The organism is Qipengyuania gaetbuli (assembly GCF_020171365.1).
GTDB lineage: Bacteria > Pseudomonadota > Alphaproteobacteria > Sphingomonadales > Sphingomonadaceae > Qipengyuania > Qipengyuania gaetbuli_B.
In genome coordinates, this window is record NZ_JAIUZO010000002.1 from 471498 (window position 1) to 484938 (window position 13441).

The window sequence follows — 13441 nt, forward strand, 5'->3', positions numbered from 1 at the left end:
CGTCGGTCGGACTAATTCTAAACGTCGATCAGGTGGTCGGGTTCTCGACCGGGAGCTCCCCGGCACCGGCCGCACCTTCGACAGCGCTTTCCGGCTGCTGGAGCGGAGCTGCTGCAGGAGCGGCTTCGACACCTTCCTCTTCGGCACCGGCGATCTTGCCACCCTGCGCCAGGACCCATGCGTTGTACTGGTCAAGCGGGAGCGCTTCTACAGCGATCGGCATGTAGGCATGACGTGCGCCGCACAGTTCGGAGCACTGGCCGTAGTAAACGCCCGGCTTCTCGACGATCAGGATCTTTTCGTTGAGGCGGCCCGGCACGGCGTCGAGCTTGAACCACAGGCTAGGCACGGCGAACGAGTGGATCACGTCGGCAGCAGTGGTCTGCAGGCGGATCGGCACGCCCACCGGAACGACCATGCGGTTGTCGACGGCCAGCTGGTGCGGTTCGCCGCGAGCATCTGCCTCGGCACCGTCGAGCATGTTCGAGATGATTTCGAAGTCGCCGTTGTCGGGATAGGTGTAGCCCCAGTACCACTGGTAGCCGGTTACCTTGATGGTGATCGCGTCCTTCGGGATCGGCTCGTACTGCTTGGCAATCAGCGTGATCGAGGGGATCGCGATTGCAAGCAGGATGAGTGCGGGGACGACCGTCCAGATGACTTCGATCAGCGTGTTGTGGCTGGTCTTCGACGGAACGGGGTTCGCCTTACGACGGAAACGGAACACCGTGTAGAGCAGCAGCACGAGAACGAAGACGCTGATGCCGACCATCACCCAGATGAGACCCACGTGGAGGCCATAGGCGAATTCGCCGGTTTCCGAGAACTGCTGCTGGATGTCGATGCCGCGGTCCACCGGCATCCCGATTCCCTCGGTCGGCTTCATCGGCGTGTAGGCGCCCGCGCCTTCAGCGACCGCATCGGTGTCGGCAACGTCGGCGGCTTCGGCCGGATCGACAGATTCGAGCTGGGTGGTCGCCGTGGTTTCGGCAGCGTCCTGCGCGAGGGCAGGCTGCACGCCGATTACCAGTGCAAAGGCCATTGCAAGGCTGGCGACAATCCGGTGGAAACCGAGAATTTTCATCGTCTTGGCACTCTTTCGTGTCATGTCATCTTCCGGACCACCCCGACGGTCGACCATCCTTAAGGACGCATTCGGCACAGGGGCATGCGACCCTGCAAGCAGGGCCCGGTTGGGCCGCCCTATAGGCAGGACTGGCGCGCTCCTCAAGCGGTTGACCGATAAAAATGTGCAAGCCGCTTTGCCTCTTGCGCAATCGGCCGCAAGGCGCTTTGAGCCTTTGCCATATGACCGAAGACGACATCCTCCAGGAATTCCGTGCCAGCGAAGCCCTGCTCGAAGGCCATTTCAAACTCTCCAGCGGGCGCCACAGCGGGCATTACCTGCAGTGCGCGCGCGTGCTGATGAACCCCGACCGGGCCGGCCGGCTCGCGCTGGCACTGGCGCAGAAAATCCCGCGCGAAATCCGCAGCCAGATCGATGTCGTGATCAGCCCGGCGATGGGCGGTATCATCATCGGCCAGGAAATGGGCCGTGCACTGGGCAAGGACGCGATGTTCCTCGAACGGCCCGACGGCGTGTTCCACCTGCGTCGCGGCTTCCGCATCGATGAAGGCGCAAAAGTGCTGATGGTAGAAGACGTCGTGACCACTGGCCTTTCAAGCCGCGAGGCCATCGATGCCGTCGCGCGCGAAGGCGGCGAGGTGATTGCAGAGGTGGCGCTGGTCGATCGCAGCAACGGCACAGCCGATCTCGGCGTTCCGTTCTTCCCGCTCATCGACATCAACTTCCCGACATATGCCGAGGACGAACTGCCTCCCGAACTCGCTGCAGTGCCGGTGACCAAGCCGGGGAGCCGCGCGGCTTGACCCGCCCCTTGCGCCTCGGGGTCAATATCGACCACGTCGCGACCATCCGCAATGCGCGCGGAGGGGACCATCCCGATCCGGTGCGCGCTGCGGAAATCGTCGCCCGCGTCGGCGGCGACGGCATTACGGCACATCTGCGCGAAGACCGCCGCCACATCCGCGATGCGGACCTGCGCCGCATCCAGGAAGCGACCGATTTGCCGCTCAACCTGGAAATGGCCGCGACCGAGGAAATGCTCGAAATCGCGCTTTCGCACCGGCCGCACGCCGCCTGCATCGTCCCCGAAAAGCGGGAAGAGCGCACGACCGAAGGCGGGCTGGACGCGGCCGGCCAGCACAACACGCTCGCCCCGATCGTGTGGAAACTGAAGGACAACGGCATCCGCGTCTCGCTCTTCATCGAGGCGGACGAGAGGCAGCTCGACGCGGCGCTCAAGCTCGGCGTCCCCGTGGTCGAGTTCCACACCGGCGAATATGCCCACGCACATCTTGCCGGCGACAGCGAAAAGACCGCGCGTGAGTTGAAGCGCATTACCGACATGGCCGCGCTTGCCGCCAAGAACGGGATCGAGCCGCACGCCGGCCACGGCCTCACTTACGAAAACGTGCAGCCCATCGCCGCCATCCCGCAGATCGCGGAGCTCAACATCGGTCACTACCTTGTCGGCGAGGCGGTTTTCGTTGGGCTGGAACAGGCTGTGCGGCACATGCGCGAACTGATGGACGAGGCCCGGTGAACGAGTCCGGCCTGACCCGCGCGGAGAAATTCTGGGCGGCCGCTGCCGTCATTCCCTTCCTGCTGAGCCTCGCGCTGCTCGGCATCGCGATATCGCGCCAGACCTTCCTTGCCTTCGCCATCGGCTGGCCGATTATCCAGGTCGTCGGATACGCCGGCTCGTTCAAGCGTTCGGGAGGGCAGATCGACCACCCGCTGGTTAAGACCCAGGTGTGGCTGCACTGGATGATGATTGCCATGCTGGGCCTTATTCTCGCGAGAGTTCTATGATCATCGGAATGGGTTCGGACCTGTGCAACATCGAGCGCATCCAGAATTCGCTCGACCGGTTCGGCGACCGCTTCGAACAGCGCGTCTTCACCGAAATCGAGATCGCCAAGGCGCGGCGGCGGCCCTTCACCATTGCCGGGACCTACGCCAAGCGGTTCGCCGCCAAGGAAGCTTTTTCCAAGGCCGTGGGCACGGGCTTTCGCCGCGGCGTTTTCATGAAGCATATCGGCGTCGTCAATGCGCCTTCGGGCGCCCCTACGCTGGCGCTCGAAGGCGGGGCTGCGCAAAGGCTTGCCGAAATGGTGCCGCACGGCCATGAGCCGCGCATTCATCTCACCCTCACTGACGATCATCCATGGGCGCAGGCCTTCGTCATCATCGAGGCCTACCCCCTTTGAGTACCGATACCCCTGTTGTGACCGAACCCAAGACAACCGAGAAGACCGACGAGAAGGTCGACTGGCTCGCCGAACTGCGCGGCCTGTTCCTGATGCTGCTGGCAGTCTTCGCCTTTCACAGCTTCGTGGCGAAGCCGTTCTACATCCCGTCGGAATCGATGCTGCCGAACCTGCTGGTCGGGGACCGGCTGGTGGTCAGCAAGTATCCCTATGGCTGGAACTGGTCCTCGGTCAGCTTCCACCTTGCCCCGCGCGGCGACTGGCGGGTGATGGGTTCCACGCCCGAGTATGGTGACATCGTAATCCCCGTGCACCCCGAACGGGACGAGGATTACATCAAGCGCGTGGTCGCTCTGCCCGGCGACAAGATCGAGGTCCGCCGCGGACGCATCATCCTCAACGGAACCCCCGTGCCGCAGGCAGTCGAGCCGGCGCGCGACCTTCCGGTCGATGCGAACTCGACCTGCTACGGTTTTGGCGATCCGACCTTCCTCGTCACCGACGACAGCGGCAAGGATGTCTGCCGCGTGCCCGTCCTGCGCGAGACGCTGCCCAATGGCGCGAATTATCTCGTGATCGACCACGCCAATACCGAACTCGACAATTTCGACGAGATGACCATACCCGAAGGTCACGTCTTCGTGATGGGCGACAACCGCGACCATTCGTCCGACAGCCGCGAACTCAATTCCTCGCGCGGGCTCCTGGGCCCGGTTCCGCTGGAAAACATCGGCGGCCGCGCGGAATTCATCACTTTCTCGCTCGACGGGACGACCTCGCTCAATCCGGTCACCTGGTTTACGAGCTTGCGCGAAGGGCGCGCCTGGACCACCCTGCGTCCGGCAGTCGCGCAGGAGAATCAGCGGTAAATGTCTGAAAAAGGGCCTTCCTACGAACCCGACCGGACAATCGCAGCGGCCCAAGACCACCCGGGCAAGAGCCCCGCATACATCGGCGATCCACGCCTGCGTTTCGAAGCGGGGCGCGCACTGGTCTGGGGCCTCGTCATCGGCCTGATCGCGCTGGCGGTCCACATTTCCCAGTCCCTGCTGGTCATTTTCGGCGCCATGGTGTTCGGCTGCATGGTCGATGGCGGCGCGCGTCTGCTCGGCAAGATCCTGCCCATCGGGCGCAGCTGTCGCGTGGCCATCGTGCTCGTGCTTGCGACCGCATTCCTGCTCTGGCTGGGCTATTTCGCAGGCTCGCAGATCTCGCAGCAGGCGGCGCAATTCCCCGCGATCATCAATGAACAGCTGGGCAAGCTGATCGCCTATATGCGCGATCAGGGCTTTGCGATCCACACCGAGAATATCGAGAATTTCGCCAGCAGCATGGCCAGCGGCGTCGGCACCGTCACCAAGGCGATCGGCGGCATCTTCGGCGGGCTGACGACGGTGCTGCTGATCGTAATCATCGGCATCTATTTCGCCATTGACCCGCGCATTTACGAGCGCGGCGTTGCCTGGATGGTGCCTTCGCACCGGCGCGAGGCTTTCTACGATACGCTGAGCTACCAGGCTTATACGCTGCGCCGCCTTCTCGCCGGGCGTCTGGTCGGCATGGTGGCGGAAGGCATCTTCACCTGGGCCCTGCTCGCTGTCTACGGCGTGCCCATGGCTGCACTGCTGGGCCTGCTGACCGGCCTGCTTGCCTTCATCCCGAATATCGGAGCGATCATCTCGGGCGTGCTGATGGTGCTGGTCGGGTTCTCCGGCGGGGTCGATATGGGACTCTACACGATCTTCGTCTATTTCCTCGTCCAGAACTTCGACGGCTACATCCTCGTGCCCATGATCGCGAAGAAGACGGTGGACCTGGCACCCGGGCTCGTCCTTTCCGCGCAGCTGATTTTTGGCGTCCTGTTCGGCATCCTCGGCCTCGCGCTGGCCGACCCGATGCTTGCCATGATCAAGGTCGCGCTGGAACGCCGGTCCGCGCGGCTCGATGCAGAAGGCGAGTCAGAACCACAGAAGGCGACGGCCTGAGATGGCGCGCAAGTTTCTCTACCTCATCGCCATCATCATCACCGTGATCGTCGTCGGCGCGATCGGCCTTGCGATCTATGGCCGCGAACTGACCGACATGGCCTTCGTCCCGCGCGGCGAATTCGTCGAGCAGGAGGCCTTGGCTGCCAACGCCTATGAAGACCCGGCCATGTGGTATTCGCGTCCCGGCATCGGGACCGACGATCCGGCCCGCTACCAGCCCGCAGTGGCAGAGACGCCGCCCGATCCAGCAACCCGCACCCCCTCGCCCGAAGCGCCCGCCGCCGAGCAAAGCGTGGGCAGCCCAGACTTCCTCGAGACGGTCGGTTCGCGGCGCGGCGACCCAGCACGTACGGGCGAGGTGCCGGGCTTCGCAGTCTTCTTCGTGCCGCCGACCAGCTACACCAAGGGCGCGCTGGGTGACTGGAATGCGCCGCTGGACGATCCGGAAACCGATACGCTGGCCCGCACATTCCTGCGCGGACTGGCCAGTCCCTTCAACCGCGCCGATGAAATCTGGGCGCCGAAGTACCGGCAGGCATCGGTCGGCGCCTTCCTCAGCGAAAAGCCCGATGCGGAGATGGCGATCGACGCCGCCTATGCCGACGTGGCGCAGGCCTTCGACTATTTTCTCGAAAGCGTGGGCGACGACAAACCCATTGTCCTTGCCGGCCACAGCCAGGGCTCGGTGCATGTGCTGCGCCTGCTGCGCGAAAAACTCGCTGGTACTCCGGCAGAGAAGCGCATCGCGGCCGTCTACGCTCCGGGTTGGCCCATCTCGGTCGAACACGACCTGCCCGCCCTCCCCATTCCCGCCTGCGCGGCGCCGGGACAGGCGGGTTGCCTGATTTCCTTCGCCAGCTTCGCCGATGATGGCGATCCCGGCCAATTGCTGCAGCGCTACAGTTCCCTGCCCGGCCTCGATGGCGAGCCGCGCGGCCCCGAAGACCCGATCCTGTGCGTCAATCCGCTCACCGGCATGACCGGCGGATCGGCCCCCGCAAGCGACAATCTCGGCACGCTCAAGCCCGATGCGGCAATGGGTTCGGCGGAGCTGGTGCCCGCCGCGATCGGAGCGCGCTGCGATGCCTCGGGCATACTGCGGATCGGCGAGGCGCCCGATCTCGGCCCGGGCGTCCTGCCGGGCGGAAATTACCACGTGTACGACATCCCGCTGTTCTGGAAGAACTTGCAGGAAGACGTGATCAGGCGGGTCAAGGCGTGGTCGACGGCCCGATCGTAACCGACAACCGGCTCGATTTCGGCGATGCGCTGGCCGATGGCGGCGCGCTGCTGGGGCTCGATGTGGGAACCAAGACTGTGGGCGTCGCCACCTGCGATGCCGGCTGGCGCTTTGCCACAGCCGGCAAGACGCTCCAGCGGGGCAAGTTCACGCAGGACAGCGGCAAGCTGCGCGAGCTAGTGCGCGAACGCTCGATCAAGGGCGTCGTCATCGGCCTGCCGCGCAACATGGACGGCAGCGAGGGCCCGCGTGCGCAGGCCAGCCGCGCCTATGCCCGAAATATCGCGGCGGCGCTGGACTTGCCTGTGCTGCTGTGGGACGAACGCTGGTCGACCGCGAGTGCGGAGGCAGCGATGATCGGCCAGGACATGAGCCGGTCCAAGCGGGCCGAACGCATCGATGCCCATGCGGCAGCGGTCATCCTGCAGGGTGCCATAGACGCGCTCGCAGGAGGAGGCTTTTAAAGGGGGGCAGGGTCGCAAATGCTGGGATTGTTCGACGTGTTCGACGTCTACGTCGGCGGCGGGGAAATTCGCCGCACGAGAGTGCAAAGGGCAGCGAGGCTGATCGGCCTCGCCTTCATCGCCTTCCTGTTCATCGTCACATTGCTGGTTCTCTGGTAGCTTCTTCGAGAGCCGCACGCCTGCGCGCGGCCTCTTTCGCCACCATTACGCTGCCTGCGTTTTCCGCTTCGCGCCACAGCGCGTCGCGTCCGGCCAAGCCCAGCAGTCCCGCTCGCGCTTCGTAGCTGGCCAGTCGCATCCGGTCGCTCGGATGCGCGTGGCCGGCCCATTCGGCGAAATCGAGCGCGTCCTCTCCGCCCAGACCCACCGCACACCGCAGGAAGCATTCTGTCGAAGTCGGGTTGAGGATGCCTGTCACCGCATTGCTGTCGAGGTCGAAGCCATACTGGTCATACCAGCCCTGCGCAGGGTCGATATGCATGACGTTGAGCGAGACCGAGAGGCTTTCGGGCGGCAATTGCGCGTGGACGTCGAGGTGGGCGCGGTACAGCATCAGCTTGCCCGTCTCCAGCGCGGACCGTTCGACGAACCGCAGCCCCGCATTCTCGCCGCGATAGCCCGCCACGGCCTCGTAATCGTACTCGTAATAGTCGCTAAGGTAGCCCGGCCCGAAGTAGCCCGCGGTCAGGAAGCTGAAATTGTGGTCGTGCGGGATGCCGTAGACGAACGTTTTCGCACCGCTCGCCCGGAAACAGGCCTCGTCCTCGCTGGGCCAGATATTCGCGCGCAGGAAGTGGCCACCGCGATTGGGCGACAAGACAATCGATTGCGGGCCATAGCCGCTATCGCTCCCTCCCTCGCGGTGGCGGTTCTGGAGCTGGGCAATCAGCAGGTCGCCGAGGAAGTCCCGGTCGTTGGCCAGCTTCTTGAGAGCACTGGCCGCATTGGCGAGGCTGTCCTCGTCGCCGGGGTCGAAGCCGCAGCCCAGCTGGTCTAGGCAGGCTTCGAGACCGTGGGCAGTCGTGTCGTCGTTTTCGATCAGGCGGGGCATGGCAGTTCCTCGATGGTTGCGAGGGCGGGATAGGTTTCGACAAGCTGGGCGCGCAGCGCGCCTGCCGAGGCCGAGAGCGGATCGGCAGGATCGCGGGCAAGCGCGCCAAGGGCCAAGAAGCCGGCTGCGGTATCGAGCGCAAGGCACTCGCGCAGCGCCTGCCAGCGGATATGCTCGCTTCCTTCACGGGTCATCGCGGCCATGACCGGAGCAGCATCGCTGCGGCCCATCCGGCCCAGCAGTGCGAGCATCATTTCGTGGCGGCTTTCGCTACGCGAGCCGCTGGCGCGATGGACGAGGCGGCCATCGTCGAGCGAGTATTCGCGTGCCTCGCAGGGCACCGCATCGCTCCGGGCAAGGCGAAGGACGACCAGCGAACCGTGCACCCTGCGAACCGATTTCGTCCGGGCGGGACCGGCGAATTGCAGCACGTCTCCGGCGGCAATGCACCGCGCGCTGCAATCGATCGCCGCTTGCCCGCCCCGTTCCTCCAGCAATTCGAGCGAGAGGATGTCGGCAGCCCCGGCCAGTACCGCCTCATGCCGTTCGCCGCCCGCAAAGCAGGCCGATGCGGGTGGCTCGGCGCCGGTATCGGCGTAGGCCAGCAAGGTCAGCGTGGCGCGCCCCGATTGGGCAAGCTGCAGCACGCTCATCCCGTCGGAGTGCTGGTGCCGCAAGGGAACCTGGCCGAGCGGATGCTCGCGAAGCCCTGCGAGCAGGTCGTCGACCAGCGAGCCAAGAAATTCGGTCGCATCGGCACACCCATCGAACAGCGCGCCCAGCGCTGGGCAATCGTCCAGGGCAGCGCCATCGCCATATCGCGCGAGCTCCCCGAGCACCTCGGCCGCCGGGCCGTCGCGCCAGGCATCGCGCGCTGCCTCCAGCGCTTCCTGCGCATTGCGCTGCGAGGCGGCATCGCCCCGCAGCGCGCGCAATTCCGGACTGATCCGCATTGCGTTGTCCTGGCCCTAGACCAGCGCTTCCGGCGGGACGAGTTCGTAGAGATAGACCATGATGACGACGATCCGGTCGTCCACGCTCGGTCCGCTGCCTGCCGACAGGCTGCCGAACAGGCCGGTTGCTGTCTCGAGGCCAGGCAGGCTGGCGATGTCGATCTTGGGTAATTCCATTGTTGTGACCCCTTGCGCGCGGGCCGGCAGAATTGCCCTTCCCTCCATTCGCGCGCCCCACGGCTGGAGGCTCGGGGGCAAAGGATCGAATTAAAAGATTGTAATCGGCGGGAACCGGTGGCTATCGCGCCCCCGACCATGAGCGACACGCCGCGTTTCGATCCCAAGGCTGCAACGCCTTTCCTGACCAGTCGGGGCCATTCCGGTTGGCTGGGCCTGAAATATTCCTCCCATGGTGAAGACTGGGTTGAACTGGAGCTACCGTGGCGCACGGACCTATTGGGCGAGGAAGGGCAGCATGTGCTGGCTTCCGGCCCGATCCTCAGTTTGATGGACATGGCCAGCGGGCTTGCCATCTGGAAGGCGATGGATCGGTTCGAGCCGATCGCCACGCTGGACTTGCGGGTCGATTACGTGCGTCCGGCGCGCGAAGGCGCGGCGGTTTTCGGGCGGTCCCAATGTTACCGCGTAACCCGCAGCGCCGCTTTCGTGCGCGGCCTTGCCCATGACGGCGATGCGGATGATCCGGTAGCGCACATCCAGGCGGTTTTCATGAAGATCGGCGGCAAGGACGCGCGGGGGGTCCCCAATGGCCAATGAGCCCGGCGATCTCGGCGTGCTGACGCCCTACGCCCGCTCGCTCGGCATCGAGCTGGCTCATTGGGACGAGGGTATGCCCGTGATGCGCGTCGCCTTCGACGAAGCGGTCGAAGGTCGGCCCGAGCATTACCACGGCGGGGCCACGGGGGGCCTGCTGGAAACGGCGGGCTATGCCGCGCTCCGCGCCGAACTGGCCCGCAGCGGGCGTGAGGCCATGCTCAAGCCGATCAACATCACGGTGCAATACTTGTCCGCGGGCAAGAGCCGCGAGAGCTTTGCGCGTGGCCGCATCACCAAGCTTGGGCGCCGCAGCGCCAATATCACCGTGGAAGCTTGGCAGGACGACCCCTCGCGGCCCATCGCCACGGCAGTCATGAACGTGCTTATGGCGGATAGCGAAGGCTAGTTCGCCGGCTCCAGCTGGCCCTGGCGCTCCAGTTCGCGCCGGAGCACTTCGTTGCGCTGTTCCTCTGCCCTGCGCCGCGCTTCCTCGATCGCCTCTTCGGAGATTGCGACGCCTTCCTCGCCCAGCCGGATATCGACGGGGACGCCATCGATTTGGGTGGAGAACACGGCCTCGCCATCGCGGATGCGCAGGCGCGAATTGCCATCGCCCAGCGGGATATCGTCGAGATTGGGCACATCGAGCGGCTCGACCGGACCGCCGGGATCCTCGCTGGCACGCGGCCCCGGCCTGTCGCCGCCCGCCCCCGAGCCAAGCGCCTGCGTCATGAAATCGCGCCAGATGCGCGCGGGCAGGCCGCCACCCGAAATACCGTTCAGGGGCGAGTTGTCGTCATTACCGATCCAAACGCCGACCACCAGGTCGCCTGCATAGCCCACGAACAGCGCATCGCGGTTGTCCTGCGTGGTGCCGGTTTTGCCGAAATTGGCGACCGACAGCATCGCCGCAGAGCCGGTACCGCGATTGATCGCCGCGCGCAGCAGCCGCTGCATGTCCTCGTGCACCCTGCTCGGCAAGGTGGAGGGACCGTCGACCAGCCATTCGAACCAGCTCTGCTCCGGCGCGGCGAATGCGCGCGGCTCGACCGGATAGGCATTGGCGGCGACGCCTGCATAGGCAGCGGTGAGTTCGAGCAGGGTCATGGTCGAGGTGCCCAGCGCCATGCTGGGATCGCCCTCGGCCAGCGGCGCGGTGATGCCGAAATCGCGTGCCGTCTCGATCACCTTGTCGCTGCCGACCTCGCCCAGCAGGCGGACGGCGGCGACGTTGCTCGACTGGGCAAAGGCATCTTCCAGCGTCAGGCTTTCCGAATAGCGTCCCCGCGAATTCTTGGGGCGGTAGCTGCCTTGCGTGATCTCGGTATTGTCGATCCGGTCGCCCGGTTCCCACCCATCGCGCAGGGCGGCAAGATAGACGAACAGCTTGAACGTCGAACCCGGCTGGCGCTTGGCCTGCGTCGCGCGGTTGAACGGCGATTTCTCGTAATCCTTGCCGCCGATCATCGCCACGACCTCACCATTGGGACGCATGGCGACCAGCGCCACCTGTGCCCCGCCCAGCGGAGCGCGCGAGGTCACGCGGCGGGCAATGTTCTGGAGGCGGCTGTCGAGCGTGGTGGTAAGCGTCTGGCGGGAATAGCCGGTTTCCGACAGCTTGCGCGCTTCGGGCAGCGCCCAGTCGGCGAAATAGGTGCCGGTGGGAAGGTCGCTCTTCATGCGAACATCGAGAGCGGGTGGCCGCATGGCGCGCGCCTCGCCCTCGGTTATGTAGCCGGCGGCGACCATCGACTGGACGACCAGTCCCATGCGCTTGGCCGCGCGGTCGTAGTGCTTGGTCGGCGCATAGGCGCTGGGGGCCTGCAGCAGGCCGGCGAGCATGGCTGCCTGGTTGGGCCGCAGGTTTTCCGGCTGGCGATAAAAGTAATGCAGGCTTGCCGCCCGCAATCCATACACATTGTCGCCGAAATAGGCGTTCGACAGGTAACGTTCGAGAATCTCGTCCTTGGTCAGCCAGGCCTCCAGCCAGAAGGCGATCATCGCCTCGCGCGCCTTGCGGGTCAGCGTGCGTTCGGGAGTAAGGAAGGTGAACTTGGCGAGCTGCTGGGTGATCGTGCTGCCGCCGCCGGTACCGGTGAAGGCAGCGCGGGCGATGCCGCGCGGGTCGATACCCCAGTGATCGTAGAAGCGCCGGTCCTCGATCGCCAGGAAGGCCTCGACCACGTGCGGCGGCAATTGCGAGACATCGACCGGCTCGTCCGTGATCGCGCCGTTGCGCGCAATCGGGGTCCCATCGGCGGCCAGAAGCGTGATTTGTGGCGGCGCAATTGGTTCAAGCGATTTCGACAGCGGTGCCGTGATGGCAAGCCAGCCAACCAGCAGGATGAACAGCCCGATCAGCCCGGCAACGATCCGGACCACCCACCAGCGTTTCCTGCGGTCGCGCCAGTAATCGCGCTGCCAGGGGCGCAGGCGTTCCTTTTCCTGGCGGGCAACCGCGCTGTCGAGATCGTCCCAGCGCGCTTCCCAGGCATCATCGTCGAAACCGTCGTGGATCGAATAGAAACCGCGGTGCCCCTGCACCTCGGGTTCTGCCCGTCGCCTGCGAAAGATGGAATCGAGAACGCCCATTGCCTACTGTGTTATCAGGTCAACACAGCTATTCATAGTGGCTTGAAGATTAACTCTTCCCGACCACGCTTTCGGGCAGGTCTTCGCCGAACACGCGCTGGTAGTATTCGGCCACCAGCATGCGCTCTTCCTCGTCGCACTTGTTGAGGAAGGAAAGGCGGAAGGCAAAGCCCACGTCCTTGAAGATGGCGTAGTTCTGCGCCCAGGTGATCACTGTGCGCGGGCTCATCACGGTCGAGATATCGCCGTTGATGAAGCCCTGCCGCGACAGGTCGGCGACCTTGATCATGTTGGCAAGGATCTTGGGATCGATGTCGGGGTTCTTCGCCTCGACGATCTTCTGCTCGGTCTCGGCGGGCAAATAGTTGAGGCCGACCACGATGTTCCAGCGGTCCATCTGCCCCTGGTTGATGGCCTGCGTCCCGTGGTAAAGTCCGCTGGTATCACCGAGGCCGACCGTGTTGGCGGTGGCGAACAGGCGGAAGTTCGGGTCCGGGCGGATCACTCGGTTCTGGTCGAGCAGGGTCAGCTTGCCCTGCTGTTCGAGAACGCGCTGGATCACGAACATCACGTCCGGGCGGCCCGCGTCATATTCGTCGAACACCAGCGCGACCGGGTGCTGCAGCGCCCACGGTAGCAGGCCTTCGCGGAATTCGGTCACCTGCAAGCCGTCGCGCAGCACGATGGCATCGCGGCCGACAAGGTCGATACGGCTGATGTGGGCATCGAGGTTGATGCGGATGCACGGCCAGTTGAGGCGCGCGGCGACCTGTTCGATGTGGGTCGACTTGCCGGTGCCGTGATAGCCCTGCACCATCACGCGGCGGTCGTGCGCAAAGCCGGCGAGGATGGCGAGCGTGGTGTCCGGATCGAACACGTAGCTTTCGTCGAGATCGGGCGTGCGTTCGTCGGGCTTTGAAAAGGCGGGGACTTTCCAGTCGATGTCGATGCCGAACGTCTCGCGGACGTCGACTTCAATATCGGGTGCGGGAAGGACGGTCCTGGCGGCCGCGTCGAAGGTCTTGTCGGTCATCTCGTTCATCGCATGGGCGAGGTAGGGATTTATCTCCGCCGAGCCAAGC

17 protein-coding genes are annotated in these 13441 nt (G+C 64.9%); 11 read left to right on the plus strand and 6 right to left on the minus strand.

Features of this window, described 5'->3' with window-relative positions:
• Positions 1–28 precede the first annotated feature (28 nt).
• Positions 29–1108, minus strand: a complete 1080-nt coding sequence (gene coxB / locus LCL94_RS02815) for a cytochrome c oxidase subunit II (protein ID WP_224830894.1) — start codon at positions 1106–1108, stop codon at positions 29–31.
• A 200-nt stretch (positions 1109–1308) separates the two neighbouring features.
• On the opposite strand from coxB, the gene pyrE reads away from it, so the two are divergent.
• From pyrE to LCL94_RS02860, 9 genes are read left to right on the plus strand one after another with little or no spacing between them, the layout of a single operon-like run.
• A complete protein-coding gene (gene pyrE / locus LCL94_RS02820) occupies positions 1309–1890 on the plus strand; it encodes an orotate phosphoribosyltransferase (RefSeq protein WP_224830895.1) in 582 nt (193 codons plus the stop codon).
• A complete protein-coding gene (locus LCL94_RS02825) occupies positions 1887–2627 on the plus strand; it encodes a pyridoxine 5'-phosphate synthase (RefSeq protein ID WP_224830896.1) in 741 nt (246 codons plus the stop codon). The genes pyrE and LCL94_RS02825 overlap by 4 nt, the downstream gene beginning before the upstream one ends.
• Positions 2624–2896, plus strand: a complete 273-nt coding sequence (locus tag LCL94_RS02830) for a hypothetical protein (protein ID WP_224830897.1) — start codon at positions 2624–2626, stop codon at positions 2894–2896. The genes LCL94_RS02825 and LCL94_RS02830 overlap by 4 nt, the downstream gene beginning before the upstream one ends.
• The gene (acpS, locus tag LCL94_RS02835) at positions 2893–3294 is read left to right on the plus strand and encodes a holo-ACP synthase (protein WP_224830898.1); all 402 of its coding nucleotides are present in this window, start codon (positions 2893–2895) and stop codon (positions 3292–3294) included. The genes LCL94_RS02830 and acpS overlap by 4 nt, the downstream gene beginning before the upstream one ends.
• Positions 3252–4163 (plus strand): signal peptidase I, encoded by a 912-nt coding sequence (lepB, locus tag LCL94_RS02840; protein ID WP_224830899.1) that lies wholly within the window; start codon positions 3252–3254, stop codon positions 4161–4163. The genes acpS and lepB overlap by 43 nt, the downstream gene beginning before the upstream one ends.
• Positions 4164–5279 (plus strand): AI-2E family transporter, encoded by a 1116-nt coding sequence (locus tag LCL94_RS02845; RefSeq protein ID WP_224830900.1) that lies wholly within the window; start codon positions 4164–4166, stop codon positions 5277–5279.
• Position 5280: 1 nt separating this feature from the next.
• A complete protein-coding gene (locus LCL94_RS02850) occupies positions 5281–6522 on the plus strand; it encodes a DUF3089 domain-containing protein (protein ID WP_224830901.1) in 1242 nt (413 codons plus the stop codon).
• The gene (gene ruvX, locus LCL94_RS02855; RefSeq protein WP_160607655.1) at positions 6501–6986 is read left to right on the plus strand and encodes a Holliday junction resolvase RuvX; all 486 of its coding nucleotides are present in this window, start codon (positions 6501–6503) and stop codon (positions 6984–6986) included. The genes LCL94_RS02850 and ruvX overlap by 22 nt, the downstream gene beginning before the upstream one ends.
• A gap of 18 nt (positions 6987–7004) precedes the next feature.
• Positions 7005–7145: a hypothetical protein gene (locus LCL94_RS02860; RefSeq protein ID WP_160607656.1), complete on the plus strand. Its 141-nt coding sequence runs from the start codon at positions 7005–7007 to the stop codon at positions 7143–7145.
• On the opposite strand, the gene LCL94_RS02865 is transcribed toward LCL94_RS02860, so the two are convergent.
• Genes LCL94_RS02865 through LCL94_RS02875 form a run of 3 tightly spaced genes read right to left on the minus strand, consistent with a single transcriptional unit; the run spans position 7123 to position 9167 of the window.
• A complete protein-coding gene (locus LCL94_RS02865) occupies positions 7123–8037 on the minus strand; it encodes a transposase (protein WP_224830902.1) in 915 nt (304 codons plus the stop codon). The genes LCL94_RS02860 and LCL94_RS02865 overlap by 23 nt on opposite strands.
• Entirely contained in the window at positions 8025–8990 is a 966-nt protein-coding gene (locus LCL94_RS02870) for a hypothetical protein (RefSeq protein ID WP_224830903.1), read from the minus strand. Before LCL94_RS02870 ends, LCL94_RS02865 begins: the two co-directional genes overlap by 13 nt.
• Positions 8991–9005: 15 nt before the next feature.
• Positions 9006–9167, minus strand: coding sequence for a hypothetical protein (locus LCL94_RS02875; RefSeq protein WP_170290007.1), 162 nt, complete (start codon positions 9165–9167; stop codon positions 9006–9008).
• A 138-nt stretch (positions 9168–9305) separates the two neighbouring features.
• On the opposite strand from LCL94_RS02875, the gene LCL94_RS02880 reads away from it, so the two are divergent.
• Together LCL94_RS02880 and LCL94_RS02885 are read left to right on the plus strand one after the other, a co-directional pair.
• The gene (locus LCL94_RS02880; RefSeq protein ID WP_224832646.1) at positions 9306–9767 is read left to right on the plus strand and encodes a PaaI family thioesterase; all 462 of its coding nucleotides are present in this window, start codon (positions 9306–9308) and stop codon (positions 9765–9767) included.
• Positions 9757–10173 carry a PaaI family thioesterase gene (locus LCL94_RS02885; protein ID WP_224830904.1) on the plus strand — a complete coding sequence of 139 codons (417 nt, stop codon included), beginning with the start codon at positions 9757–9759 and terminating at the stop codon, positions 10171–10173. Before LCL94_RS02880 ends, LCL94_RS02885 begins: the two co-directional genes overlap by 11 nt.
• On the opposite strand, the gene LCL94_RS02890 is transcribed toward LCL94_RS02885, so the two are convergent.
• Both LCL94_RS02890 and LCL94_RS02895 read right to left on the minus strand, forming a co-directional pair.
• Positions 10170–12359, minus strand: coding sequence for a transglycosylase domain-containing protein (locus LCL94_RS02890; RefSeq protein ID WP_224830905.1), 2190 nt, complete (start codon positions 12357–12359; stop codon positions 10170–10172). The two genes, LCL94_RS02885 and LCL94_RS02890, sit on opposite strands and share 4 nt — an antisense overlap.
• A 49-nt stretch (positions 12360–12408) precedes the next feature.
• Entirely contained in the window at positions 12409–13401 is a 993-nt protein-coding gene (locus LCL94_RS02895) for an AAA family ATPase (protein WP_224830906.1), read from the minus strand.
• Positions 13402–13441 lie beyond the last annotated feature (40 nt).